Source organism: Carnobacterium jeotgali MS3 (genome assembly GCF_000745125.1).
GTDB lineage: Bacteria > Bacillota > Bacilli > Lactobacillales > Carnobacteriaceae > Carnobacterium_B > Carnobacterium_B jeotgali.
In genome coordinates this window covers 454,362-480,118 of the sequence record NZ_JQNF01000005.1, presented here as the reverse complement: position 1 = coordinate 480,118, position 25,757 = coordinate 454,362, and the positions used below count along the sequence as shown (strand labels likewise).

Genomic DNA, 25,757 nt, shown 5'->3' with positions numbered 1-25,757 from the left:
GTATTTCACCTCCCTCGGAAAGAAGAATTGATGCATTATTTAAAACAAATAAACATCATTTAGACATTTTTGAGTGGCCCAAAAATGAATCATTGCGAAATGTAAAATTAGTAATTCTAAATGACATTTCATTTAAAAAGATATCATACAAATACTGATACTGCAATGATTTTTACTGTATTAGCTGATATTCGTAAGCATTTTCCAAATATTCAATAAATTATTTGAAACCCCTTAAGAGTTGTGTTAAAATGTTGAATTTATTCTTACCTGTTTGTTTTTATTTTCTTCTTCTTACAATTAGATGAATCGGTGTTCCTTCAAAAGTAAAGGCGTCTCGAATACGATTTTCCAAGAAACGAGCGTAAGAAAAATGCATCATTTCTGGTTCATTAACAAATACTACAAATGTTGGCGGTTTAACAGCCACTTGAGTAGCATAGTATATACGCAATCTTTTTCCTTTATCTGTTGGAGTAGGATTCATAGCAACTGAATCTAGAATTACTTCATTTAAAACTGCTGATTGAATACGTAAGTTTTGGTTCATACTTACTCGCTCAATAATTTCAGGAAGTTTATTTAGACGTTGTTTCGTTAAAGCTGACACGAAAATAATCGGCGCATAACTCAAATATAAAAATTCGCTTCTGATTTGTTCTTCGAATTTTTTCATTGTATGGTTATCTTTATCAAGAGTATCCCATTTGTTTACAACAATGATAATTCCTTTACCAGCTTCATGGGCATATCCAGCAACTTTTTTATCTTGCTCTCTAATACCTTCTTCAGCATTTAATACAACTAAAACGACATCTGAGCGTTCAATCGCTCTAAGGGCTCTTAAAACACTATATTTTTCAGTATTTTCATAAACTTTCCCTTTTTTACGCATTCCTGCTGTATCGATCATCACAAACTCAGATCCATCTTCGCCAACAAAAGCTGTATCGATTGCATCACGAGTTGTTCCTGCGACACTTGAAACAATTACTCGGTCTTCTCCCAACATAGCATTTACAAGGGAAGATTTCCCAACATTTGGTCTACCAATCAAACTGAATTTTATAACAGAATCATCATATTCTTCTTCTGATTCATCTGGGAAGTGGCTGATAGCTGCATCCAATAAATCTCCAATTCCTAGTCCATGACTTCCTGAAATAGGGAAAGGTTCACCTAATCCTAAAGCATAAAAATCAAAAATATCGTTACGCATTTCTGGATTATCTACTTTATTAATTGCTAATAAGACTGGTTTTTTTGTACGGTAAAGAATTCTTGCTACATTCTCATCTGCATCCGTAATGTGTTCTTTTACACTTGTGATAAAAATAATCACATCTGCTTCATCCATTGCTATTTCAGCTTGGTGTTTAATTTGTTCTAAAAATGGTTCATCACCTAAATCGATCCCACCTGTATCAATCACGTTAAATTCTTTTCCTAACCATTCTGCTGGTGCATAAATACGATCACGAGTTACCCCTGATACATCTTCTACAATTGAGATACGTTCTCCAACAATACGATTAAAAATAGTTGATTTTCCTACGTTAGGGCGACCAACGATGGCTACAACTGGTTTTGCCATTGTTTTTGCCTCCTTTTTTATATTCTCTAGTTAGTTTATAGAAATACCTTAAAACATGCAAGCTTTTGCTTAAGGAATAAGGCAAACTCTCATAAATACTTTATAAATTTGAGCTTTTTTTGTTGAAAACAGCAAAAAAAAAGACATGGAACAGAAATTGCCCACATGTCCTTTTTAAAAAGAGGTATTAATTGTCTTCACTTGTTGTGATATCAGACAATTGATCTCCAAGAATATCGCCTAATGTAAACCCTGTATCTTCTTCAGGTAAATCATAATTCGTTTCTTCTTGTTTTTCTTTTGGATTATTAGGTTTTTCTTCAAGTGCTTTTATACTTAAAGAAAGACGTTGATCTGTTGGATTTACTTCTAAGACTTTCACTTTAATTTCATCGCCTTCACTTAAAATTTCATGAGGTGTTGCGATGTGATTGTGTGAAATCTGTGAAATATGAACTAATCCTTCAACCCCTGGAAATACTTCAACAAAAGCGCCAAAACTTGTTAGACGTTTAACTAATCCGCTTAAAACAGAACCTACTGCTGCACGTTCTTCGATATTGTCCCATGGTCCAGGCAACGTTTCTTTAATAGAAAGTGAAATACGGCCTTCTTCTTCATTTACAGAAAGTATTTTAACTTTTACTTCTTCCCCAACAGTTAGCACATCTGCAGGATTTTTAACGTGTTCATAAGCAATTTGCGAAATGTGAACTAGTCCATCTACTCCACCAAGATCAATGAAGGCTCCAAAGTTTGTTAAACGAGCGATTTTCCCAGTTACCGTTTCACCTTCAACCAAATGATTCAATACATCTTTTTTCTTATCTTCGTTTTCAGCTTCAACAACAGCCTTATGAGAAAGAATCAAACGGTTCTCACTTGGTTCAATTTCTACGATTTTAAATTTTAAAGTTTGTCCTTTGTAACTAGAAAAGTCTTCTACAAAATGAACATCTACCATAGAAGCGGGTACAAAACCTCTGACTCCGACATCTACTACTAAACCACCTTTTACGACTTCTTTAACCGGTGCTTCAATAATTGTTCCTTCATCAAATTCTTTTTGAATTTTTTCCCAAACTTTTTTAGCATCAATCCGACGCTTAGATAGCAAATAACTGCCATTTTCTTTTTCTTTAATCTCTTTAATTACTACTAAATCAACAATATCGCCAACATTTACGATATCGGTTACGTTTTCAAATGGGGCAGCTGACAATTCATTGTTAGGAATGACCCCTTCAACTCCGCCACCAATAATACCCACTATTGCTTGCTTATTATCTTGAATAGTTAAAATTTCACCTTTAACAACATCACCAATATTGATTTCTTGAACACTGTTCATTGCATCCATCATTGATTCTTGTTCTTCGACTTCGTGGTTTTTTTCATTTTCCGTCATATGTTTGCCCTCCTATAACTAGCCAATAAAATTCCTTCTCCTTATATTTTAACCAATATTTCAAAATATTGCCACAAAAACGTTTGAAAAGATAAAAAGAACTCTATTTTTTAAGTTTAGTTTGGATAATTTGTCTGATTTTTTCAGCAACTTGTTCAATAGATAAACTTGTTGTGTCTAAAAGAATCGCATCTTCAGCTTGGATAAGCGGTGATACTTCACGATGAGAATCTTTGTAATCTCGCTCAGCAATTTCTTGCTGCAAAACGTCTAATGACGTTTCTATCCCTTTACTCATATTTTCTTTGTAGCGTCTTTGAGCTCGTTCAGCAACACTTGCTACAAGGAATATTTTAACTTCTGCTGTTGGCAATACGGCAGTCCCAATATCTCTACCATCCATAACAACTCCGCCATGCGAAGCGATTTCTTGTTGTCGTTTAACTAGTTCTGCTCTCACTTCACCATGTGCTGAAACAGCTGAAACTAAATTAGTTACATTTGGTAAACGAATAGCATCTGTAACTTCTTGGCCATTCACAAATACTTTTTGATTGTCACCATTCGGTTCGAAAGAGATTGTCATCTCTTTTAACAATTTTACGAGTTGTTCTTCATCTGTTACTGCAATATTTTTTTCCAGTGCTTGATACGTTAATGCCCGGTACATTGCTCCAGTATCGCAATATATGTAACCTAGTTCCACTGCTACTATTTTAGCGACCGTACTTTTTCCAGCAGATGCCGGACCATCAATTGCAATTTTTATTGTTTTTTCCAATTTTTTTGTCCTACTTTCTTATTTCATATTAAAAAGGCTAGGTTACCCTAGCCTTAGCGCCAATTATAAAGATGAGGCTTTACTTAATTTTTAATTTACTTTTAAAACAGTTCCTACACTGACCGAATCACCTGATATACCATTTAAAGATTTTAATTCATCTGTTGTCATATTATGGTTCAACGCGATTCGATAAAGGTTATCTCCTGCTTTAACAGTATAAGTATTCGTTGTTTCCTCAACCACTTCAGGTTCAGGTTCTACGATTGGTTCCTCTGCTACTTGTGACTCTGGTTCTTCTACAACTGGTGCTTCTGGTTCTGGTGCTTCACTTTCAGATGATTCCTCTTGAGTACTTTCAGAAGAAACTTCCGATTCCGCTTCTGACTCAGCTGTTTTTGAACTGCTTAGTTCGCTGCTGCTGTTTTTTGTGATGATCATTCTTTCTTCAGAAGCGTTTAGCGTTTTATTGGATCCACTGTCTTCCTTAGACCACCAAAAATACGCTGCGGTCGGCAAAATAATAATCAAGGCTAAGAAAATTACTAATGATGTTATAACTGGATGCACGCTTCTCTTCGCTTTTTTTCTAGCTGTTCTAGAATACTTATCGTCCACTAAACTATCATCATCATCAAATTTACGATCCCAGACTTTTTCTTTTTTAGGGTTATTTTTAGAATTTTTTTTACTCATTTTATAGTACTCCTCCTAAACCAAAATCATTATTATTGTATCATTTTTACATAGAATTGTCTTATTTATTTCCAATTAAAAACAATTCAGTTAAAATTTCTTCCCAATTTTTTTCTTTCATCATTATTGTTTCTTTTTCCAAATCAGCTTTCTCATAAAAGTCAGCTAGTTCTAAATTACAGTTAGAGCAACAACATTTAGGTTTACTCTTCAATTTTTCTTCAAAGTAATGCAATAAAAAAGCTCTTTTGCAACTTGAGGTTTCAGCATAATCGATCATGTAATATAATTGCTGTTGTTTATAAAGCGTTCTACTCTTCACTTGATTTTTAGCAGCATCAATCGTTATTTTAGCTTTTAAATAATTTTCTATTAATTGCTTTTGGGTAGGACTGCAGCTGCCTTCTGGTATCACGCCTTTTTTATAACCATATTCCAACATGTCAATAGTTGGCAAGGTATATTCTTGTAAACGTAATTGAATTATGCCATCTCCCGGTTCATATAATAAAAGCGCTAAGCTTGGTTCTCCATCTCTGCCACAGCGTCCAACTTCTTGTAAATAGGCCTCTGGACTGCCTGGCAAATGGTAATGAATGACAAATCGAATATTACTTTTATTAATTCCCATCCCAAAAGCACTCGTCGCACAAATAATAGCGATCTCATCATGAACAAATTGTTGCTGGATTTTAATTTTGTCTTCCGCTGCTACATCTGAATGATAACTTTCAGCCACGATACCTGTTTTACTGCGAATCAATTCAGCAATTTCATCGGCCGTTTTCTTACTAGAAAAATAAATAATTCCTGGTTTCTTTAATTTTTGAATATGATTTATTAATTGCTGATTTTTATCACGCTCACAATTAATGGTCGAAAAAGCAATATTAGATCGGTCGACGGAATAAACAATCTGTTTTGTATTTTCATCATCAATTTGCAATGACGTTAAAATTTCTTCTCTGACCTGTTTCGTAGCGGTAGCGGTTAAAGCCATTGTTAATGGGAAATTTAATTGTTGGCGAATCAGACCTAAATCTAAATAATCAGGTCTAAAATCCAACCCCCATTGAGAGATACAATGGGCTTCATCAATTGCAAAAAGACAAATCGGGACTCTTTTTAAACAAGACATGACGTATTCCTGTTGCAGCATCTCCGGTGAGAGAAAGATGAACTTATAATCAATTAAGTGGTTTAATACCCATTCTTTTTCGTGCGCATCCATCAAACTGTTAATAGCAGCGACTCTTTTTTCACCATTTAATTTTAGTTGCTCTACTTGATCTTGCATTAAAGATAACAATGGGGAAACGATCACTACAAGCCCTTCTAAACAATAGCCTGTCAGTTGGTAGCAAATGGACTTACCCGTTCCTGTTGGCAGCATGACCAATGTGTGCTTGCCTGTTAGAGCTGCCAAAATTGCTTCCTCCTGCCCGTCTCTAAAAGAGCTATACCCAAAATAATTCTCTAAATTTCTTTTTATGAGTTCTTTATTATTCAAAGGTACGACTCCTCTCAACTTGAATCAAACGGTACCATGAAAAAGGAACACGAGGCATTTTTACTACCAATTCCTCATAGCTTATTGCTTCATGACGATTAAAAAGTGCATTCAATCGTTCATACTCATCACGAGGTATAAATCTTGCTACTTCAAAATCCGGGAAGATAATAGCTAATTCAATCACATGTTCCGCAATGGTGTTCACCTTTAATTTTCTTTTTATAGCAATTTCTTCAATAGAACGCCCATTTTCTAAATAATGAGCGGTTAATTTAGTACTTTGACTAAGACTACTGTATCGATCTCCACTGCTTTCTTGATAAATCAGATAAAACAACGGATAGGACTCTTTTTTATTATTAATTTTATCCATTAATTGACTAATAGCATGTTGAAGAAGAAAGGCTACTTCCATTGGTTCAATTCCTAATTTGGTTGCTATTTGGGTACTTGTTTTGCCAAATTTTGCATGTCCCGTTAATTGTGACACAATTATTTCTGCATCAAATGAATCCATTTCTTTTAACACTTGAACCCATTCTTTTCCATATGAAATGGCCAGTTCTTGTTTATCTAATGGGCTTCTCTTTAACCACTCTTTTACCCAAAGCTGTGTTTTAAACTCTTTATCAATGGGCAAATAACGCTTATTTTTATACCGCAATTCTGAAAGAACTTGAGTTAAAAATAATACTTTTTTCCAAAACTCTTTAGTTTCTTTCCCTTGGGTCAACTGATTTAAATTTGTTGGATAAAAATGATTTGAAAAATAGTTTTCTACTTCAATGTCACCTTGTGCAGAGAGATAAAATTCCTCATCGGCTATTGCTGCTTTTATCCAGCCTTTAGCAATAAAATGATGAATCATCTTATCATACTGTTCACGCTGTAAATGAGGGAATACTGAAAAAAAATTTATAATATGGTATGAATGAGCCTTAAATAGGATAGAGGCTGTTCTTTTTCCAACTAAAATGTGATAAAGCGTTGAAGGTTTGATAGGGTACTTTTTAGAATATAATGAAAGACAAAAATACTGACTGTATAACGATTGTTCCAAAACACTCACCCACATTCTGATTGCATAAAAATAATTAATCGTCGAACAGATCCTTCGTTAAATCTAATATACCAAAAATAATCATTTTTAGGGAATTCTTTTCTAAACTTTAAAAAATATTAATAACATCATTCTAACTCGTACACAAAAAAAAGAAACCGCAAACGATTAATTTGCGGTTTCTTTTTTTTATTTAAAACTAATTTTTGTCATTTGATTGCGTAGTAACCAAGTTTTTAATTTTGCAAATAACATAATAAAAACCGTACTGACTACTGCGCCTTTTATAAGATTAAATGGCACAACACCCATTAAAAGATAATCCTTAATAGGCCCTACACTAAAATTCAATACTCTTAAATACAATGGCAACAAGAAGAAATAATTTACAACGGAAAGAACTACCGTTAAAGATAACGATCCAATCACATTTGCAAAAATAATGTTCTTCGTATCATTGATTTTGGCATTCATAATTAAATAGATCGGCAACGTATACGCAACGGAAGCAATGAAACTTGCCGTATCACCTATTGGATACCCTGCGTCACCGCCCGTTTGAATATAATGGAGCAGTGATCGAATAAATGCGACCATTGTACCTCCAACCGGGCCGTATAAAAACATGCCGATTAAAACAGGAATATCACTAAAATCTACTTTTAGAAATGAAACTCCTGGAATTATTGGAAAACCGAATGAAATCAGAATGGTTGCAAGAGCAGCCAACATGGCGATTCCCACCATTTTTTTCGTGTTACTTTTTTGCATAAAAATCCTCCTAAAAGGATTCATCAGCCTAGGCATTTCTGAATTTATTTAAATAAAAACAATATAAAAATGCTCGTCCTAATTATCTTCAGATAATTAAACAGAGCACTTGAATAATGAAACCTATTCAAATAAACTCCATCTTCTTTATCCAGACTTTACTGTCGGTACTGGAATTAAACCAGTTCAACTAAATAATGCTATTTAGCTCGTGGACTATACCACCGGTCGGGAATTTCACCCTGCCCCTGAAGACGAATCTTTATATTTTTTTTAACACCTTAATTGTATAACATAGTAAAATAAAAATCAACACTTTTCTTACTTTTAATTAGTATATTAATCTAAATAGGGCAAATGAACGATAAATCTCGTCTGTTCATTGATTACACTTTTAACTTCAACAAACCCACCATGCGCTTCTATTATGTTTTTTACGATAGATAATCCGATACCTGTTCCCGTTTTATTCTCTTTCGTTACCATCCGGGATTTATCTGCCTTATAAAAACGATCAAATACATAAGGGACATCTTCTTCTGAAATACCTGTTCCATTGTCGATTACTTCGATAAGAACCTCATCCATGATTTTATCTAGATGCACCCAAATTTCGACTTTTTTATTTTCTTTATTTGTCATACTCGTATGCCTAATAGCATTATTAATTAAATTGACGAATACTTGATTCATTTTATCTTCATCCATATAATAAGATTCTAAATTAGGATCAAGAGTCAGTTTTAATTGAATCGCATTTTTTTCAGACATAGTAGCAAATCGAGTAAAAAGATTTTTGAAAAAATCTTCAAAGTCAACATCCAATTTTATCAAATTAATAAAACCAGCTTCCATCCTAGAACTATCGAGCATTTCATTTACCATCCGATTCATTCTAATGGATTCTTCTCCAATTATTTTTGCCATTTCTTTTTTCTCTTCTTGTGTTTCGGCCACATCGTCTAAGATAGCTTCACTATAACCTTGTATCATAACTAAAGGAGTTCTTAATTCATGTGAAATATTGTTTATAAAATCATTTCTCATGATATCAAGACGTTTCTCTTTGGTTATATTTTGAATAGAAACGAGTACACCACGTACGCTTTCTAAATTTTCATCAAAAAGAGGAATCAAAGTTATATTGTAATAGTAATCATCGATATTATTATCATAACTGACTTTTTCTGGAAATCTTATAACAGAATCAATCCGATATTCTAATACTTCTGGTATAGTTGTTTTTGCTATTTGGCCTGATCGATACAAATGTTGTAAAAACTCATCTCCAAGTGGATTAGACATCAATAACGTTTTATCTTGATTGTAATACAATACTCCCGTAGAAATAGACGTGACAATATTTTCTAATAGTTCTTTTTCTTGTCTAGTTGCGGCACCTGTAACTTCTAATGATTTCCCCATTTTATTCATAGCCAAAGCGAGCTGAGCTAGTTCATCTTTATAATTTGATTGCGCTTGTTTAGAAAAGTCATTTTTAGCATAGTCGTACGCAATATCTCTTAATTGAGTTAATGGTCCGCCTAGCCTATTTTGGAAGTAATAAAACAATAAAATTCCAGTAATGACATATAAAATACCAATGATGGCTGCCCACGTACTCATTCTACTATTTGTATCGTTCAGAAAGGACAAATCTCCATAAACATAAAATCGGCCATTTTTATTATTCATTTTAAAATTCTGGATTTTTAAAATGAATGGCGTATTTTGTTTCCCATCAAACTTAACTTTGTCTATTATTAAAGAATTCCCACTGCTATCTAAGGCATTTTCAATCTTACTGTTAGCTATAATTTTGTTGAGATCATTTAAACTTTCGTCCAAATTAACGTTAGAAGAATAAACAGGTTCCTCATCCTCCATTTTCACCATTAACATCAGCTGAGAATCATAGGCTCTTAACTTATCAATATTTTCCACTACGAATTCTGGATCTGCTTCTAAAATACCGACTAAAGAATGAATCGAATTTTCAAAATCTTTCAAATAATTTTTTTCAATATTTTTTTGATAAATCATTCCATACACTTGAGTCGTCGTAAAAAAACAAATTCCTATAGCCAACATCGTTACCAGCCATGTACGAGTAACTAAACTACTTAGTTTAATCATATTTCGGCCTACTTTTCAGATTCTTCTGGAAAAGAATTGAATTTATATCCAAGACCCCAAACAGTTACGATCATTTTTGCGGCTGGCTCTGAATGTTTCGTTAACTTTTCTCTTAGGCGTTTAATGTGAGTATCCACTGTTCTTAAATCACCAAAAAATTCATATTTCCATACTTCACGCAATAACTGTTCTCTGCCAAAAATTTGATCAGGAGATTGTGCCAAGTATAGTAAAAGATCGTATTCTTTTGGTGTCAGATTAACAGGATTTCCATCTGCTAACACACGATGAGATTGGTCATCTATTTCAAAATGCGGCATTTCAATTAAATCAGGATTTGCTTTTTCCTTTGGTTTACTGCTTTGAGTTCTTTTTAAGATAGCTGATACTCTTAAAACCACTTCTCTAGGACTAAATGGTTTCACAATGTAGTCATCCGCCCCAACTTCAAATCCTTCTATACGGCTCACTTCTTCTCCCTTAGCTGTTAACATCATAATAGGAGTATCTTTAGCTTCTCGTATTTTTCCAGCGACTTCAATTCCATCCATTTTAGGAAGCATCAAGTCTAATAAAATTAAATCGTAGTCATTTTCTAAAGCCATTTTTATTGCGTCTTCACCATTATCGGCTTCAAAGACGACATAATTTTCTCTTTCTAAGTACATTTTTAATAATCTGCGAATTCGATCTTCATCATCTACTACTAGTAGATTTATTGCTTCATTTTCCATTTATTTACACCCCATCAATTTACGTTAAACTTTACTTACCATTTGTCTAGTCTTAGTATACACAACATTTGTCACAAGTTTCAACTAATTCAAATGATTCTGACTTTAAAATATGAAACGTTCTCAAAATAAGCTTTTAGCACGACTTAACTTAACTAATTTATCTATACTTTAAAACATAAGTTATTTTTTTCAAAACAAAAAAGCTTGGACTCGTTTTACTTCCAAACTTTTTGCACTTCAGTTTTATTTAGTTGTTTCTTCTTGTATTGCTGAATTACGCAATTGATAAATTTCAAACGTTTTTAATTCACGCCATTCACCTGTTTGCAACCCATCTAAATTCAATGTACCATAAGACTCTCTTTTCAACTTCTCAACAGGATGTCCAATCGCTTGAAACATATTCTTTACTTGTCGATTGCGTCCCTCATGAATGGTCAATTCTACCATCGTGATATCTTTAGCTCGATCTGCTGAAAGTATTTTCGCTTTAGCTGGTGCAGTCTTTTTACCTTCAACAACGACACCTTTTTCAAGTTTATTTAACGCTTTTCTGTCTACTAAACCTTTTACTTTAGCAACATACGTTTTGTTAATTTGATACTTAGGGTGCATCAACAATTGAGAAAGCTCTCCATCATTTGTTAACATTAATGCTCCTGTTGTATCATAGTCTAAGCGCCCAACTGGATAAATCCGTTGTTCGATATTCGGAAATAAATCCGTTACAACAGGTCTTCCTTTATCATCTGAAACGGCTGTGATCATATTACGAGGTTTATTCAATAAGAAATAAACGGGTTCTTCTCTATAAATTGGCACTCCATCAACTTCAACTACATCAGAATTTCCAATTTGAATACCCATTTCTTTAACAACTTTTCCATTTACTTTAACATGCCCTTTAGATATTAATTCTTCTGATTTACGTCGTGAAGCTACCCCTGCATGAGCTAAAACTTTCTGTAATCTTTCCATAATTTCTCCTTAATAAAATCTATTTTTATTCATTATCAAATTGTTGATTAAAACGTTCAAAAAATAAATCGGACTCTTTTTCATTATTTTCTGTTTCTAATTCTGTTATTTTAGGTAATTCTTTTAAATCTTTAAGTCCAAAATAATCCATAAAATACTCTGATGTTCCATATAAAATAGCTCTTCCAGGACCATCTACTCGTCCTTTTGGTTCAATAAGTCCTCTGAGCGTTAGTTTTTGTAGTGCTCCACTTGTTTGAACACCGCGTATCTCATCGATTTCCATACGCGTCAATGGCTGCTTGTAAGCAATAATAGCAAGTGTTTCTAGTGCCGCTTGCGAAAGATTGGTCGTCAAAGGTGAAATAGCGTATTTTTTTATGACATCAGCATACTCTTTTTTTGTAGCCAATTGATAAAGATTTCCTACTTCAAGAAGCATTAACCCTCTGGCCGTTGAAGCTTCATATTCTTTTTGGAGGCGCATAAGGAATTGATATGCCTGTTGTGTCGAACACTCTAGCATTGTAGAGATTTCTTCTAAAGACATTCCTTCATCTCCAGCTACAAAAAGAAGTGCTTCAATTGCTGCTAATTCATCCATACTACTCATCACCTGTTTCTTTTGATTCTGATGGATAGACAATAATATCTCCATACGTAATTTCTTGCTGAATAAAGACATCTTTCTCTTTTATTAATTCAAGCAAAGCCATAAACGTTGTTACCATCTCATTTTTTGTAGGAATATCAAATAGCCGAGTAAACAAAACACCTTGGTTTGCCTTAGCACTTTTTAATTTCCCCATAATAAAATCCATTTTTTCGTTGATTGTTGTTTCTTCTGCTCTAATCGTTGTTTGTAGTGGAATTTTCTTCAGCTTTTTATTAAACATATCTTGAAAAGCTGCAACCAAATCAAACGTACTAATTTGAAGCGGCTCCATTGGAACTTTCTCCTGTAACGATTCTAGGTTCGTCGGTTCTTTTGAAAAATATTGGCTGCGTTCTTCTTCTTTTACTTTTAATAAAGCTGCTGCTGATTTGTATTTACGGTATTCCAATAGTTGCTCTACTAAAGCATCTCTAGGGTCTTCACCAGACTCAAAAAAAACTTCATCTTCTGAATCAGCAGTCATTTCTTGTTTAGGTAAAAGTAATTTGCTTTTTATAGCCATTAAAGTGGCTGCCATAACTAAGTAATCACCTGCAACATCTAATTGCAAGACTTTCATAGCTCGAATATAATTTAGATATTGCGCTGTAACTTCAGCAATAGGAATATCATAAATATCAATTTCTAAATGTTTAATCAATTGCAGCAATAAATCTAGCGGCCCTTCAAAAGCATCAATTTTTATATTTATATCAGATGACATTTAATCCTCGCCTTTTTCATCAGCTTCTAAACTATGCTGCTCATACTTTTTATTTTCCCATTTAGCAATCAAAGAAGCTGTTTCCAATGTTCCCATTATCTTTTTTTGTGGAAATTGGCGTTCTAGCGCGGCTAAAATTTTATAACTGATCCCTTCATTTCTAAATGAGGGATTAATTGAGATATGTCTTAACAATATCATATCGTTTCCAATTTCTACGCCTATTACACCTATGATATCCTGGGTATCTTCACTTTTCCATAAATAAAGCTTATGGTCTTCCTTGCTTTGATACCAATCCATTTCATCTTGTAAACGTGAAACGTCTTTCAAGTCTGGAACAAAGGAAAGCAAACCCATTGAAATTTTTTCATAATCATTTTTGTAATCGAGTAACATAATTTCCTCCTAGCGCTTTAAGTTTGCAATCGCTCAATGTTGGCGCATATCTTATTTAAAATTAATAAAGAGAGCATTCTAACCGCATCAAGTCTGCATAACTTTCTCGCTTAATAGCCAAAAAATCTTTTCCATTTTCAACAAATACAACTGGCGGTCGTGGAATGCGGTTGTAGTTACTAGCCATGGCATAACCATAAGCACCAGTACTAAAAACAGCTAAAATATCTTTATCATCTGCTTTTGGCAGTGGCAAATCCCAAATTAACATATCACCAGATTCACAGCATTTTCCAGCTATAGAATACGTTTCTTCAACTTTGTCTTCAACTCTATTTGCTAAAACACCCGTATATTTTGCATCATATAAAGCGGGTCTAATATTGTCCGTCATTCCGCCATCAATGGCCAAATAATTCCGAACATCTGGTATAACTTTTTGCGAACCAACTTGATACAGTGTAATACCAGCATCTCCAACCAAGCTACGTCCTGGTTCAATCCAAATTTCAGGCATCGGCAATTGAACTTTAGCCGAAACACTTTGAACTTCATCAATCAAATTATTCACATAATCCTCGATTGGTAAAGGTTCATCTTCAGCAGTATACCGAATACCAAAACCTCCACCAACGTTTAAGACACGCAAATGAAAACCGAACAATTCTTGCCATTCTTTAGACTGAATCAATAATTTATCAATCGCTAGACTAAAACCAGTTGTTTCAAAAATCTGTGAACCAATATGGCAATGTAAGCCCATAACATCGATATAAGGCATTTCTAAAGCAAGCTCCAAGGCTTGCTGCGCTTGTCCATTATCTAGATCAAATCCAAATTTGGAATCGGTCTGCCCAGTAGTGATGTATTCATGAGTGTGCGCTTCAACTCCGGGAGTCACCCTAAGTAGAATAGCCATTTTTTGTTTACGTTGTGCTGTATACTCATTCAGTTTTTTCAATTCATAGAAATTATCGACTACAAAACAGCCAATATCGTAATCAAGTGCTGCAACAATTTCTGCATCCGATTTATTATTTCCATGAAAATGTATTTTCTTGCTTGGGTAATTGGATTGGATAGCTGTATATAGTTCTCCACCAGAAACAACATCTAAAGACAGTTCTTCCTTAGCCATTAATTGATAAATAGCTAAACAAGAAAAAGCTTTGCTTGCATAAGCAACTTGAGCTTTGATATTTCTATCTAGAAAGGCTTTTTTGAACGTTCTAGCTTTGTATTTAATCTGAGAAACATCATAAACATAAAGAGGCGTTCCATATTTTTCAACCAATGAGACAGTATCTACGTCTCCAATTTCTAAATGGTTGGCTTCATTTATCTTCATTGTTCCAGTTAATAATCTTTCATCCATCGATCAACTATCCTCATTTCAAGTTCGCTTGTTTTTTGCTTTACTTACTTTAACACAAAAACATGCTTTTCTCAATGCGAGCATATAGCTTAAATACAAGACAACAGACTTCTTTAAACATTAGTTAGTTTCAACTTGCAACGAATCTAGAAATAAAAGAGAAACTGTTTAAAAGTCTGGCTAATAAACCATAACTTTTTCACAGTTTCTCTTTAGTATTGATTGATTATATTTCTGAAAGAATGTTTTTTACAAAAGATTTAAATGTATGCTTAACGCGTTGTGTTGTTTCTACAACTTCTTCATGATTTAAATTAGCTTGCATACCTGCTGCTAAATTGGTAATACATGAAATACCGATTACTCTCATACTTGCGTGTTTAGCTACAATAACTTCAGGAACTGTTGACATTCCAACTGCATCAGCACCAAACAAACGAGTCATTTTTATTTCAGCAGGTGTTTCATAAGTTGGTCCAGAAAAACCAATATATACACCCTCTTTTAGGTCGATGTCCATCTTTTTAGCTACCGAACGCACAATCTCTTGGTAAGCTGGGTCATAAGCATGGCTCATGTCTGTAAAACGTGGACCCATTGAGGCATCATTAGGTCCAATCAAAGGATTGGTTCCTGTATAATTGATTTGGTCTGTAATCATCATTAATTCACCTGGAGTGAAATCAGTATTGATTCCACCAGCTGCATTTGTAACGATTAATGAATGAATACCAAGAGCTTTCATTACGCGTACTGGGAACGTTACTTCTTCTAAAGAATACCCTTCATAAAAATGAAAACGCCCTTGCATAGCTAAGACTTTTTTGCCACCTAGTGTACCATAAACCAATTGTCCTGCATGACCTTCTACCGTTGAAACTGGGAAATGAGGAATTTTACTGTACGAAATAGCAATTGGATTTTCAACTTCGTCCCCTAATTCGCCTAGACCTGATCCTAAAATTAAACCAACTTCAATATCTTGAACGCCGTTTTCTAAAATGTAACTTTTTGCTTCTTCAATTTTTTTGGAAAGTGCTGTAATCATATTTGTCCTCCAGTAGTTCATACTTTTTTTTACTTTAATTTGTCTAAGAAACTTTCGCCAAAGCCAGTATCTTGAACACCAAAGTTTGCTGCAATAGTAGCTCCGATATCTGCGAAATGTCCTTGAGCTATTTCGCCTTGACCCTTCATTGATGGAGAATAAGCAAGTAAAGGAACGTATTCTCTTGTATGATCTGTTCCAGGAGCTATTGGGTCATTTCCGTGGTCAGCCGTGATTAATAATAAGTCATCTTCTCTTAGCTTTCCAACAATTTCTTCAATTCGCGCATCGAATTCATCTATCGCTTTACCGTAACCCACGACATCGCGGCGGTGGCCAAATTTCGCATCAAAATCAACAAGATTTAAGAAGCTGATTCCTTCAAAATCTTTGTCCATAACGGTTAATAACTTGTCTACGCCATCCATGTTGTCTTCTGTACGTACGGATTCAGTGATTCCTTCTCCGTTATAAATATCATTAATTTTACCAATTGCAATGACTTCTTTGCCGCCTTCGCTTAGGTAATTTAATACCGTTTTACCAAATGGATTCAAAGCATAATCATGTCGACCACTTGTTCTTGTGAAATTACCTGGTTCACCCACATATGGACGAGCAATGATTCTACCAATCATATACGGATCGTCTTTCGTAATATCTCTTACAAATTGACAGATACGGTACAATTCATCCAACGGAATCACATCTTCATGAGCCGCAATTTGCAATACAGGGTCTGCTGAAGTATAAATAATCAAATCGCCCGTTTCTAATTGATGTTTTCCGTATTCATCAAGAATGGCTGTTCCACTAGCCGGTTTGTTTCCCACAATTTTACGACCAGAAAAGTCTTCAATTTGTTTTAATAATTCAGCTGGAAATCCATCAGGAAAAACACGGAACGGAGTTTGAATATTCAAACCCATGATTTCCCAGTGCCCAGTCATTGTATCTTTACCTACAGATATTTCTTCAAGTTTTGTATAGTAACCTAAGTTGTCTGTAACGCTGTTAACACCTTTTAAAGGTTTAATATTTCCCAAACCTAATTGTTCTAGATGAGGTATTGTCAGTCCTGCTTCTTGAGCAATATGACCTAATGTATCGCTTCCTAAATCATTAAACTTATCAGCATCTGGTGCTTCACCGATACCAACTGAATCCATAACTATTAAATGCACTCTTTTATATGACATTTGTTATCCATCCTCCTAATTATAGGTTGCTACCTTCTCATTATAGTAAAAATCACACGATAAAGCGAGTAAAACTCTGCATCCTTTTTATTTTTAAGCCCTGGGATGATAGGTTTTGTAAACGCTTGACATTCTTTGCTTCGTAATATGCGTATATATCTGAGTTGTGGAGATATCTGAATGGCCTAACAACTCTTGTACTACTCTTAAATCTGCCCCATTTTCTAGCAAATGCGTAGCAAATGAGTGCCGTAAAGTATGAGGTGTCACTTCTTTTTCTATGCCAGCTTTTTTTACCAAAATTTTTAAATTTTTCCAAACACCTTGTCTGGTCAATTTCCGACCATGATGGTTAAGAAATAAATACGGTGACCGGTGACCTTCTTTTTCTAGTTTTGACCGGCTATACCGCCGATATTTTTCAATCCATTCGATAGCCATATCGCCTAAAGGCAGGATTCTTTCTTTATCACCTTTACCGATTGTTTGGATAAGTCCAAGAGATAAGTGTAGATCATTTAGTTTTAATTCTGTTAATTCAGAAACCCGTAACCCGGTTGCATAGAGCACTTCTAACATTGCTCGATCTCTCAGCCCTAATGTTTCACCTGTATTCGGCGTTTCAATTAAACGATCCACTTCTTTAATAGACAGTACTTTTGGCAATTTTTGAGCCTTCTTCGGTGTATCAATGTGTAACATTGGGTCAGTCAGAGAGAGCTGTTCTTGTTTTAAAAATTGATGAAATTGCCTCAAACAAGAAATCATTCGAATAATCGTCCCAGCAGATTTTTGGTTTTCTTTTAACTTTTGTAAAAAAGAGAGCACAACATACCGATCGATTTGTACCCATTCAGTTAGCTTATTTTCTTCAATAAAAGTAAGGTATTGGCTAATATCCCTTTTATAACTTTCAATTGTATTTTTTGAAAGACCTCGTTCAATTGTAAGAAAACGAAGGTACTCTTCTACGTCTTCATTCATGTTCTTTCACCTCTGTTTAAATAAAAAAAAGAAAGCAAGAACACATTGTGAACTGCCTTCTTTTAATTTAGCTCTTGGTCAAATAGTGGAAATATTTCTAAAATACTTTCGGAATAGATAAATTGGCTTGTAAGAACCCTATTACCTTCTTAAGAGGAAAGTCTTAAGTTCTTTATTCTTCTTCGCCATCAATATCAATTTCAACTTCCGTTGGCATATTTACAAGTTTTGTTTCGCCATCCTCTTGCACGATTAAACGTTGTTTCATTAAATTACCGATAGCTCGTTTAAATTGCCCTTTGCTAATGCCAAAGCGGTCAGCAATATCATCTGGCGAACTTTTATCTGTATACGGGAAACTACCTGTTTTAGTGCGTTCTAATATAGCCATCAACATTGCAGCATCGTCGCCAATTGCTTCATAAGCACGAGGCATTAAAGAGATATTTATCACTCCATCTGGTCTAACACCTATAACACGTCCAGACACAACTTCACCTAAACGTGGTTCATCTTTGCGTTCTGAAGGATGGATAAAACCAATTTGATTGTCTTCCGTCAAAATAAACGTTCCAATAACTTTTAGACGGTACGCTGTTCCTTTTATGTTTTGATTGATTAATTCTTCTGTTCCTTTTTTTGCTAGCGATTGATAGACTTCGTCAGTAGCTAGTTCTCCCCACATACGATCTTTATCATCTACTCTTATTGTGATCAATAAACGATCGCCTCTTTTAGGCCACAATTGTTTAATGGTAGGCAGTTCATCAAGTGACACAACCAATTCTTTATCAGGCAGGCCAACATCTACAAACACGCCAAGGTCTTTACGTGTATCAATAACGGTACCCCATGCATAATAACCTACTCGTACTTCAGGAATTTTTTGAGTTAACATAAAGTCTTTATCCATCGAAATATAAGCAAATCCTTCTACTGTATCTCCTAGTTTGTATTCCATTCCTTCAGTCTTATCTAATTTATAGGTTACGCCATCTTTTTGTACAAAAAATGCGTCCTCATTTACATCTGTAACAAGTCCTATAATAATTTTTCCTAGTGATTGATTCATATTTTTTCCTCCATAAGTTTAGCTCTATTATTTAATAGTGAGTCATTTATCCTTCCATTTCATTTTATACGAAAAAGACTAGAAATGAAAGAATGTTGAAAAGATTCCATATAAGTTTACCATATTTTTATTATGTAAACTAAACTTTAAAATAATTTCAAAAAAAAAACTCCCTATCGGATCCAAAATCAATCCTCAAGAGAGTTTTGTTCATTTAAATTTTAATGGCTATTAGATAGCTGTTGTTGCTCCACGGTAGACGATTCCACGACGTGAGTCAACTGTGATTAATTCATCATTTTTAATAAGAGTTGTAGCATTTTCAACATTCACGATTACAGGAATGCTCATTGCAATTGCAATGACTGCAGCATGACTAGTTAAACCGCCTTGTTCTACTACTATAGCTGATGATTTTTCAATTGCTGGTAAGTAGTCTTTATCTGTTGTTTTCACAACTAAAATTCCACCTTCTACAGCATTTTTGTTTGCTTCTTCAGCACTAGTTGCAACAACTGCTTTACCAATAACAGCATCTGATCCAACACCTTGGCCGCTAGCTAATTTAGTTCCAATTAATTGGATTTTCATTAAGTTAGTTGTTCCACGTTCTCCAACTGGTACACCAGCAGTAATGATAATTAAATCTCCTGCAGTTGCAAATCCAGTTTCTTGAGCAATTTTAGTTGCTAAGTTGAACATATCATCTGTTGAAGCTGGTTTTTCAGCAACAACTGGGTAAGCGCCCCAAGTTAATGCAAGTCCACGCATTTGGCGTTCTGTAAATGTAACAGCAACGATATTTGCTTTTGGACGGTATTTTGCGATCATTCGTGCAGTATGTCCAGATTCAGTAGCTGCAACAATTGTTTGAATATTTAAGTTACGTGCAGTATGTCCTACTGATTGACCAATAGCTTCAGTCATATCTGTTTGGCTGTATGCTTTTAATGCAAATGCATCTTGGTTTACTAAAGCTTCTTCAGTACGTACAGCAATACGTGACATTGTTTGTACAGCTTCAATTGGGTAATCCCCAGCAGCTGTTTCACCTGAAAGCATGATAGCATCTGTACCATCAAAGATAGCATTCGCTACGTCACTTGCTTCAGCGCGTGTTGGACGTGGGTTTTGTTGCATTGAGTCAAGCATTTGTGTAGCAGTAATAACTGGTTTACCAGCTTGATTACATTTTCTGATAAGAGCTTTTTGAACAATAGGAACTTCCTCTGTAGGAATTTCAACTCCTAAGTCTCCACGAGCAACCATTAAACCATCAGAAACTTTTAAGATTTCGTCAATGTTGTCTACGCCTTCTTGGTTTTCAATTTTAGGAATGATTTGAACATGAGTCATATTTTCTTCTTCTAAAATTTGAGTGATTTCTAATACGTCACTAGCACGACGTACGAAACTTGCTGCAATGTAATCAATATCGTTTTCTAAACCAAAACGAATATCAGCAGCATCTTTATCAGTGATACCTGGCAAGTTTACAGATACGCCTGGTACGTTAACACCTTTTTTGTTTTTCAATGTTCCTGGGTTTTTAACTAAAACAACAATTTCACCATTTGCATGGTCTAATTCTGTTACTTCAAGATCCACTAAACCATCATCTAATAGGATGTGAGTTCCAGGGTTTACATCATTGATTAATTCAGGGTAACTGATTGAGAATTTTTCTTTTGTTCCTTCAACTTCTGTCATTGAGATGCGAACAACGTCTCCTGCTTCAAAGTCAACACGACCATCTTTCATGTTGTGTGTACGCATTTCAGGACCTTTTGTATCTAATAGAATAGCAACCATTTTACCAGTGCGTTTTGATGCTTCACGAATGTTTTTGATACGTGCACCATGTTCTTCAAAGTCACCATGTGAAAAGTTTAAACGGGCAACGTTCATACCTGCATCTATCATTTGAACCAGTTGTTCAACTGTTTCGCTTGCTGGACCAATCGTACATACAATTTTAGTTTTTTTCATTCTATATATCTCTCCTAACAGCAATTTTTATTACAATTATTTATAAGTTTGTAATTTCTTTTAATAAGATATTTCTTGATTTAATTTATACAAGCTAACATCAGGCATATGTTTGCCGCTTTTCAGCGTTTCAACAATATCATTTTCAACAATTTTATTGTCTACGATTCCGATACATAATCCGCCTTTACCAACTTTCAATAAATCAACTGCTCTTGCGCCAAAAACACTAGATAAAACACGGTCGCGAGCTGTTGGAGAACCACCACGTTGAACATGTCCTAAGACAGTAACACGTGCTTGATAATCTCCAAATTTTGATAATTCTTCTGCAAAGTCGTTTCCGTTCATTACGCCTTCAGCTAGGATAATAATGCTATGTTTTTTACCGCGTTCACGGCCTTTTTGAATAGTACTAGCAATTTCTTCCATATTAAACTCTGTTTCAGGAATGATAATTTGTTCTGCTCCGCCTGCTACACCAGTCCATAATGCAATATCTCCTGCATTACGACCCATAACTTCAATAATGAAGGTACGCACATGGCTTGTCGCCGTATCGCGAATTTTATCGACAGAATCTAATACCGTATTAATAGCTGTATCAAATCCAATACAGAAATCAGTACCTGGGATATCATTATCAATTGTACCTGGTAATGCTACAGTTGGATAACCGTGTTTTGTTAAGGCAGCAGCTCCCATATAAGAACCATCTCCACCAATAACTACTAAACCTTCAATCCCAAATTTATTTAGTTGTTCAATACCTTTTAATTGACCTTCTTCAGTAGCAAATTCAGGATAACGAGCAGAATATAAGAATGTTCCACCTCTTGAAATCTTATCACCAACATCTCTACGAGTCAACTTACGTATATCCCCAGCTACTAAACCAGCGTAACCATAATTAATGCCATATACTTCCATTCCTTCATAAAGACCTTTACGTACAACAGCTCGAATAGCTGCATTCATTCCTGGAGCATCTCCACCACTTGTCAAAACAGCAATACGTTTCATATTGACTTCACCTCATAAAATAGATTAAAGTAAATAGTTCTTTTAAACAACTTATAACGGCCATTTTCTAAAAACTTTTTTACTCATTACACTTAATTCTAGTATAACAACTCTTTTTTTAACTTACTATCATAAGCTCACCTGTTATTCTACCACTTTTATGCCGTCTTGTCCCTTTAAAAATGGCTTTTCACTAAAAAATCATTTAACTTTAATTAATTTTAAGCACAACGTTTTCTTTTCCAAGCAAATTTTCCAATTCTTCAATTAATTCAGGCGTATCATTAATCCAACTTTCCTCTGCTAAACCAATTTTTTTATTCGTTTGCACATAGTACAACACAACCGGAATGTTCCCTTTAGATTTCATCATTATCTTTTTAATTGCTGCTAATGTTTCATTGTTATTCTGTTCTTCTTGGATTCGAATAAAACATTTTTTATTCGTTTGGCTGCTCATTATTAGCTCAATATCATCCATTTGCTGAACAATGATCTGCGGGATACCTTCGCGTTTTGATTCTACTTTTCCTTCTACATACAAAACCGTTTTATCCGTCAGCAATTCAATAAATTGACGGTATTTTGTAGGGAATAAAGTTAACGAGCAATCTCCTGAAGTATCACTTATCGTCACAAAAGCCATTGGTTCGCCTTTCTTTGTTGTTATCTTGTGAATGTTTTTGATGGAACCAATCACTCTGCTGGTTTTTCCAATGATTAACTCATTGACATAAACAATTTGTTTCCAAGGTCTTACGGAATCATACTTCTCAGTAGGATGGCCCGATAAATACGTCCCTAAAAAAAGTTCTTCATTTTCTAACTTTTCCTCAATGGTTAAATCAGAAGCAAATTCATATTTGGGTTTTAACAATTCAAATAACCCACTATTATTTCCACTCATGTGCACACTTTGAATGATGCCTTCGATTGAAGCTAAAAGTGTTCCTCGAGAGTACTCAAATTGATCAAACGCACCAACATAGATCAAAGGCTTGATGTATTCTGGCTTTAACCACTTCTTATTAAGTCTTTTAAGAAAATCAATTAAATCTTTGTAAGAGCCATCATTTTTCCGATTCGTAACCATATCGTCAATCATATCTCTTCTTAGTCCTTTTATAGAACTGAAACCAAAAAGAATTTGGCCTTTAACTAACGAAAATCCCCCGAAGCTTGCATTAATATCTGGCGAAAGAACCTTGATATTTCTTTTCTTAGCTTCGATAATATATTCTTTCATTTTTGCTGAATTATTTAAAGCCGAGTTTAGTAACGCTACGAAAAAAGCATGAGGATAATGTGCCTTTAAATAAGCCATTTGGTAGGCAATAAACGAATACGCTACTGCATGTGACCGGTTAAAACCATAGTTTGCAAATCGTTCAATGTAATCATAGACTTGTATGGCAACTTCTGGGCTGTACCCTAATTTAGCAGCACCACTAGTAAAATGTTGACGCTCTTTATCAATTACGCTTTTTTGTTTCTTCCCAATTGCTCTGCGTAAAATATCTGCTTGTCCTAGTGTGTAGCCTCCCATTTTTGAAGCTACTTGCATAACTTGTTCTTGATAGACCATTACACCATACGTGACCGACAGAATCTCAGAAAGAGTTTCGTGAGGGTATTCAATGGGCAGTAGCCCTTTCTTTCTTTTGATAAACGTATCGATTTGCTCCATAGGACCTGGACGATACAAGGCATTAACAGCTGCTATATCTTCCATTGAGGTTGGCTCTAGCCTACGCAACACACTTTTAATCCCTGCAGATTCAAATTGAAAAATTCCTACCATATCTCCTTTTCGAAATAATTGTAGTGTTTCTTGATCTTGCATAGGTATGTTTAATAAATTTAATCGCTCGCCGGTCTCTCTTTGGATTAGTTTTAGTGCGTTATCTATAATCGACAAATTTTTCAAACCTAAGAAGTCCATTTTCAACAATCCAATTTCTTCAACATTCCCCATAGGATATTGGGTTAAAAGAATGTCACTTCCGCCCTTTTGTAAAGGAACGTAATGCGTTAAGGGTTTATCACTGATGACTACCCCTGCAGCATGAGTTGAAATGTGACGTGGCAAACCTTCAATTTTTTTGGCTGTTTCAAATAAAAGAGTGTTTTTTTCATTCTCTCCAACCAAATTTCTTAAGTTTACAGATTGTTTAAATGCCTTTTCTAACGTAATGCCCAATACACTTGGAATTGCTTTAGACCAAACGCTCGCTTCAGAAGGGCTTAGACCAAATACGCGCGATACGTCTTTCAAAGCCATCTTAGCAGCTAACGTTCCGAATGTTGCAATTTGAGCCACATGATTCTTGCCATACTTATTTTTAACATATTGCAAGATGTCCTCTCGTCGGTTATCTGGGAAATCCAAATCGATATCTGGCATAGTATAACGTTCTTCGTTTAAAAACCGTTCAAATAACAAATCATATTCGATTGGATCAACATCCGTAATTTCAAGCAAATAAGCCACCAAAGACCCTGCCGCTGACCCCCTACCTGCACCGGTAACAATCTTCACTTTATGAGCATAAGCCATAACATCACATACAATTAAGAAGTAGTCTTCAAATCCCATTTTTCCAATGACAGTTAATTCATATTCTAAGCGATCAGTATAACGTTTATCCGGTTCGGATACTCTTTTTTCTAAACCAACCAGACATTGTTCCTTTAAGAATTCCGTTGTCGTTTTTTCAGTTGGCAAAGGAAACTTCGGCAATAATTGTTGATTCAACGCTATTTCTACATCAATCATATTTGCTATGTCATTGGTTCGCTGAGCAGCCTCTTTTAAACCATTGTCTATGAATCGTTTTTCAGCTTGGCTACTTTCAGGTAAATAGTACTCGCCAATTACTGCTGCATGTTGCGTTTCAAGGACTTCGCCTTTATTAATTGCTCTCAAAACGCGGGTGCTAAAGTCATCTGTCGCATCAATATAGCGAACATCTTGTAGAGCAACAGGTAAAGTTCCTGTCTCCTTCGCTAGTTCAGTCAATGCATCCTTAATCGGTAGGAGATTTTGATGGAGTTGAACGCCCAAATAAAATTGACGTTCTGGAAATAGTGCTTGCCATTTTTCTACGACAGCTGCTGCAGCTTTTTTTTCATTTTGGAGTAAAAAATGTTCAACTTCTCCTTTTTCTCCAGGTGTCACTGCAATTAAATTTCGACTATGTTCTTTGATCTGATCAATGGTCAATCGTTCAGTTTCAGCTAAAAGCATTTTTTCACTTGAAAGAGTCAATAAACTTTCATATCCTGCAGCATTTTTAGCTAGCAATAGGATTGAATGATTTTCTTCTGTTTTTATAATACCGCCTACATCCAACGTTAAGCCTAAAAGCGGTTTAATATTATGCTTTTTACACATCTTATAAAAATCAACTATCCCATATAAAATATTATAATCGGTCAAAGCTATTGCTTGATAGCCTCTTTCTTTAGCCTTAAGCACTAATGCTTCAAGTGTAACCGTACTTTGTAATAGACTATAAGAACTAATAACTTGTAATTGTACAAATGACATTTTTGTCACTCCATTCTGACTCACTAGTTACCATTATACCCTTCTAAGATTCGTATACGCAAACC

Annotated in this window: 21 protein-coding genes and 1 riboswitch; all 21 genes read right to left on the bottom strand. The window is 34.8% G+C overall.

Translation table 11 applies throughout. From position 1 onward, the window contains the following. Positions 1–280: 280 nt before the first annotated feature. Positions 281–1,594 carry a ribosome biogenesis GTPase Der gene (der, locus tag BP18_RS04775; RefSeq protein ID WP_035050379.1) on the bottom strand — a complete coding sequence of 438 codons (1,314 nt, stop codon included), beginning with the start codon at positions 1,592–1,594 and terminating at the stop codon, positions 281–283. A gap of 187 nt (positions 1,595–1,781) precedes the next feature. Beyond that, positions 1,782–3,002: a 30S ribosomal protein S1 gene (gene rpsA, locus BP18_RS04770; protein ID WP_029278060.1), complete on the bottom strand. Its 1,221-nt coding sequence runs from the start codon at positions 3,000–3,002 to the stop codon at positions 1,782–1,784. 103 nt (positions 3,003–3,105) lie between these two features. Further along, the gene (gene cmk / locus BP18_RS04765; RefSeq protein WP_007725906.1) at positions 3,106–3,783 is read right to left on the bottom strand and encodes a (d)CMP kinase; all 678 of its coding nucleotides are present in this window, start codon (positions 3,781–3,783) and stop codon (positions 3,106–3,108) included. 90 nt (positions 3,784–3,873) lie between these two features. Further along, positions 3,874–4,479, bottom strand: a complete 606-nt coding sequence (locus BP18_RS04760; RefSeq protein ID WP_007725903.1) for a LysM peptidoglycan-binding domain-containing protein — start codon at positions 4,477–4,479, stop codon at positions 3,874–3,876. A 61-nt stretch (positions 4,480–4,540) separates the two neighbouring features. After that, positions 4,541–5,989, bottom strand: a complete 1,449-nt coding sequence (locus BP18_RS04755; protein ID WP_029278058.1) for a RecQ family ATP-dependent DNA helicase — start codon at positions 5,987–5,989, stop codon at positions 4,541–4,543. Next, complete coding sequence (locus tag BP18_RS04750; RefSeq protein ID WP_029278057.1) at positions 5,982–6,860, bottom strand: helix-turn-helix domain-containing protein; 879 nt, start codon at positions 6,858–6,860, stop codon at positions 5,982–5,984. Before BP18_RS04750 ends, BP18_RS04755 begins: the two co-directional genes overlap by 8 nt. A 381-nt stretch (positions 6,861–7,241) precedes the next feature. Then, on the bottom strand, positions 7,242–7,823 hold the full coding sequence (locus BP18_RS04745) for an ECF transporter S component (RefSeq protein ID WP_007725390.1): 582 nt from the start codon (positions 7,821–7,823) through the stop codon (positions 7,242–7,244). Positions 7,824–7,959: 136 nt separating this feature from the next. Continuing rightward, a riboswitch (FMN riboswitch) is annotated at positions 7,960–8,083 on the bottom strand. Positions 8,084–8,162: 79 nt separating this feature from the next. Then, positions 8,163–9,959 (bottom strand): sensor histidine kinase, encoded by a 1,797-nt coding sequence (locus tag BP18_RS04740; protein WP_007725388.1) that lies wholly within the window; start codon positions 9,957–9,959, stop codon positions 8,163–8,165. Between the two features lie 8 nt (positions 9,960–9,967). Continuing rightward, complete coding sequence (locus BP18_RS04735; RefSeq protein WP_007725387.1) at positions 9,968–10,693, bottom strand: response regulator transcription factor; 726 nt, start codon at positions 10,691–10,693, stop codon at positions 9,968–9,970. Positions 10,694–10,939: 246 nt separating this feature from the next. Further along, the gene (locus BP18_RS04730) at positions 10,940–11,674 is read right to left on the bottom strand and encodes a pseudouridine synthase (protein ID WP_007725385.1); all 735 of its coding nucleotides are present in this window, start codon (positions 11,672–11,674) and stop codon (positions 10,940–10,942) included. A 25-nt stretch (positions 11,675–11,699) separates the two neighbouring features. Then, positions 11,700–12,278 (bottom strand): SMC-Scp complex subunit ScpB, encoded by a 579-nt coding sequence (scpB, locus tag BP18_RS04725; protein WP_007725383.1) that lies wholly within the window; start codon positions 12,276–12,278, stop codon positions 11,700–11,702. Between the two features lies 1 nt (position 12,279). Next, complete coding sequence (locus BP18_RS04720; protein ID WP_007725381.1) at positions 12,280–13,053, bottom strand: segregation/condensation protein A; 774 nt, start codon at positions 13,051–13,053, stop codon at positions 12,280–12,282. Continuing rightward, positions 13,054–13,452: a GNAT family N-acetyltransferase gene (locus BP18_RS04715; RefSeq protein WP_007725379.1), complete on the bottom strand. Its 399-nt coding sequence runs from the start codon at positions 13,450–13,452 to the stop codon at positions 13,054–13,056. It lies immediately after the preceding gene. A 61-nt stretch (positions 13,453–13,513) separates the two neighbouring features. Further along, positions 13,514–14,827 carry a diaminopimelate decarboxylase gene (gene lysA / locus BP18_RS04710; RefSeq protein WP_007725377.1) on the bottom strand — a complete coding sequence of 438 codons (1,314 nt, stop codon included), beginning with the start codon at positions 14,825–14,827 and terminating at the stop codon, positions 13,514–13,516. Between the two features lie 226 nt (positions 14,828–15,053). Beyond that, positions 15,054–15,872, bottom strand: a complete 819-nt coding sequence (locus BP18_RS04705) for a purine-nucleoside phosphorylase (protein WP_197050090.1) — start codon at positions 15,870–15,872, stop codon at positions 15,054–15,056. A 32-nt stretch (positions 15,873–15,904) separates the two neighbouring features. Continuing rightward, positions 15,905–17,074 (bottom strand): phosphopentomutase, encoded by a 1,170-nt coding sequence (deoB, locus tag BP18_RS04700; protein WP_007725373.1) that lies wholly within the window; start codon positions 17,072–17,074, stop codon positions 15,905–15,907. Between the two features lie 93 nt (positions 17,075–17,167). Continuing rightward, positions 17,168–18,058 carry a site-specific tyrosine recombinase XerD gene (gene xerD, locus BP18_RS04695; RefSeq protein ID WP_007725371.1) on the bottom strand — a complete coding sequence of 297 codons (891 nt, stop codon included), beginning with the start codon at positions 18,056–18,058 and terminating at the stop codon, positions 17,168–17,170. A 172-nt stretch (positions 18,059–18,230) separates the two neighbouring features. Continuing rightward, positions 18,231–19,130 (bottom strand): CvfB family protein, encoded by a 900-nt coding sequence (locus BP18_RS04690; RefSeq protein ID WP_007725369.1) that lies wholly within the window; start codon positions 19,128–19,130, stop codon positions 18,231–18,233. A 231-nt stretch (positions 19,131–19,361) separates the two neighbouring features. Continuing rightward, positions 19,362–21,119 (bottom strand): pyruvate kinase, encoded by a 1,758-nt coding sequence (gene pyk, locus BP18_RS04685; protein WP_029277322.1) that lies wholly within the window; start codon positions 21,117–21,119, stop codon positions 19,362–19,364. 60 nt (positions 21,120–21,179) lie between these two features. Beyond that, complete coding sequence (gene pfkA / locus BP18_RS04680) at positions 21,180–22,142, bottom strand: 6-phosphofructokinase (protein WP_007725367.1); 963 nt, start codon at positions 22,140–22,142, stop codon at positions 21,180–21,182. A 211-nt stretch (positions 22,143–22,353) separates the two neighbouring features. Continuing rightward, a complete protein-coding gene (gene dnaE, locus BP18_RS04675) occupies positions 22,354–25,692 on the bottom strand; it encodes a DNA polymerase III subunit alpha (protein ID WP_035050377.1) in 3,339 nt (1,112 codons plus the stop codon). Positions 25,693–25,757: the final 65 nt, after the last annotated feature.

Excerpts from the sequence above, each read along its gene's own strand:
- dnaE (WP_035050377.1), bottom strand. The coding sequence starts at position 25,692 with ATGTCATTTGTACAATTACAAGTTATTAGTTCTTATAGTCTATTACAA.
- BP18_RS04720 (WP_007725381.1), bottom strand. The coding sequence starts at position 13,053 with ATGTCATCTGATATAAATATAAAAATTGATGCTTTTGAAGGGCCGCTA.
- BP18_RS04690 (WP_007725369.1), bottom strand. The coding sequence starts at position 19,130 with ATGAATCAATCACTAGGAAAAATTATTATAGGACTTGTTACAGATGTA.
- BP18_RS04750 (WP_029278057.1), bottom strand. The coding sequence starts at position 6,860 with ATGATTCATCATTTTATTGCTAAAGGCTGGATAAAAGCAGCAATAGCC.
- deoB (WP_007725373.1), bottom strand. The coding sequence starts at position 17,074 with ATGTCATATAAAAGAGTGCATTTAATAGTTATGGATTCAGTTGGTATC.
- pyk (WP_029277322.1), bottom strand. The coding sequence starts at position 21,119 with ATGAAAAAAACTAAAATTGTATGTACGATTGGTCCAGCAAGCGAAACA.
- BP18_RS04730 (WP_007725385.1), bottom strand. The coding sequence starts at position 11,674 with ATGGAAAGATTACAGAAAGTTTTAGCTCATGCAGGGGTAGCTTCACGA.
- scpB (WP_007725383.1), bottom strand. The coding sequence starts at position 12,278 with ATGGATGAATTAGCAGCAATTGAAGCACTTCTTTTTGTAGCTGGAGAT.
- BP18_RS04760 (WP_007725903.1), bottom strand. The coding sequence starts at position 4,479 with ATGAGTAAAAAAAATTCTAAAAATAACCCTAAAAAAGAAAAAGTCTGG.
- BP18_RS04745 (WP_007725390.1), bottom strand. The coding sequence starts at position 7,823 with ATGCAAAAAAGTAACACGAAAAAAATGGTGGGAATCGCCATGTTGGCT.
- BP18_RS04715 (WP_007725379.1), bottom strand. The coding sequence starts at position 13,452 with ATGTTACTCGATTACAAAAATGATTATGAAAAAATTTCAATGGGTTTG.
- rpsA (WP_029278060.1), bottom strand. The coding sequence starts at position 3,002 with ATGACGGAAAATGAAAAAAACCACGAAGTCGAAGAACAAGAATCAATG.
- BP18_RS04735 (WP_007725387.1), bottom strand. The coding sequence starts at position 10,693 with ATGGAAAATGAAGCAATAAATCTACTAGTAGTAGATGATGAAGATCGA.
- der (WP_035050379.1), bottom strand. The coding sequence starts at position 1,594 with ATGGCAAAACCAGTTGTAGCCATCGTTGGTCGCCCTAACGTAGGAAAA.
- pfkA (WP_007725367.1), bottom strand. The coding sequence starts at position 22,142 with ATGAAACGTATTGCTGTTTTGACAAGTGGTGGAGATGCTCCAGGAATG.
- BP18_RS04740 (WP_007725388.1), bottom strand. The coding sequence starts at position 9,959 with ATGATTAAACTAAGTAGTTTAGTTACTCGTACATGGCTGGTAACGATG.
- lysA (WP_007725377.1), bottom strand. The coding sequence starts at position 14,827 with ATGGATGAAAGATTATTAACTGGAACAATGAAGATAAATGAAGCCAAC.
- xerD (WP_007725371.1), bottom strand. The coding sequence starts at position 18,058 with ATGAATGAAGACGTAGAAGAGTACCTTCGTTTTCTTACAATTGAACGA.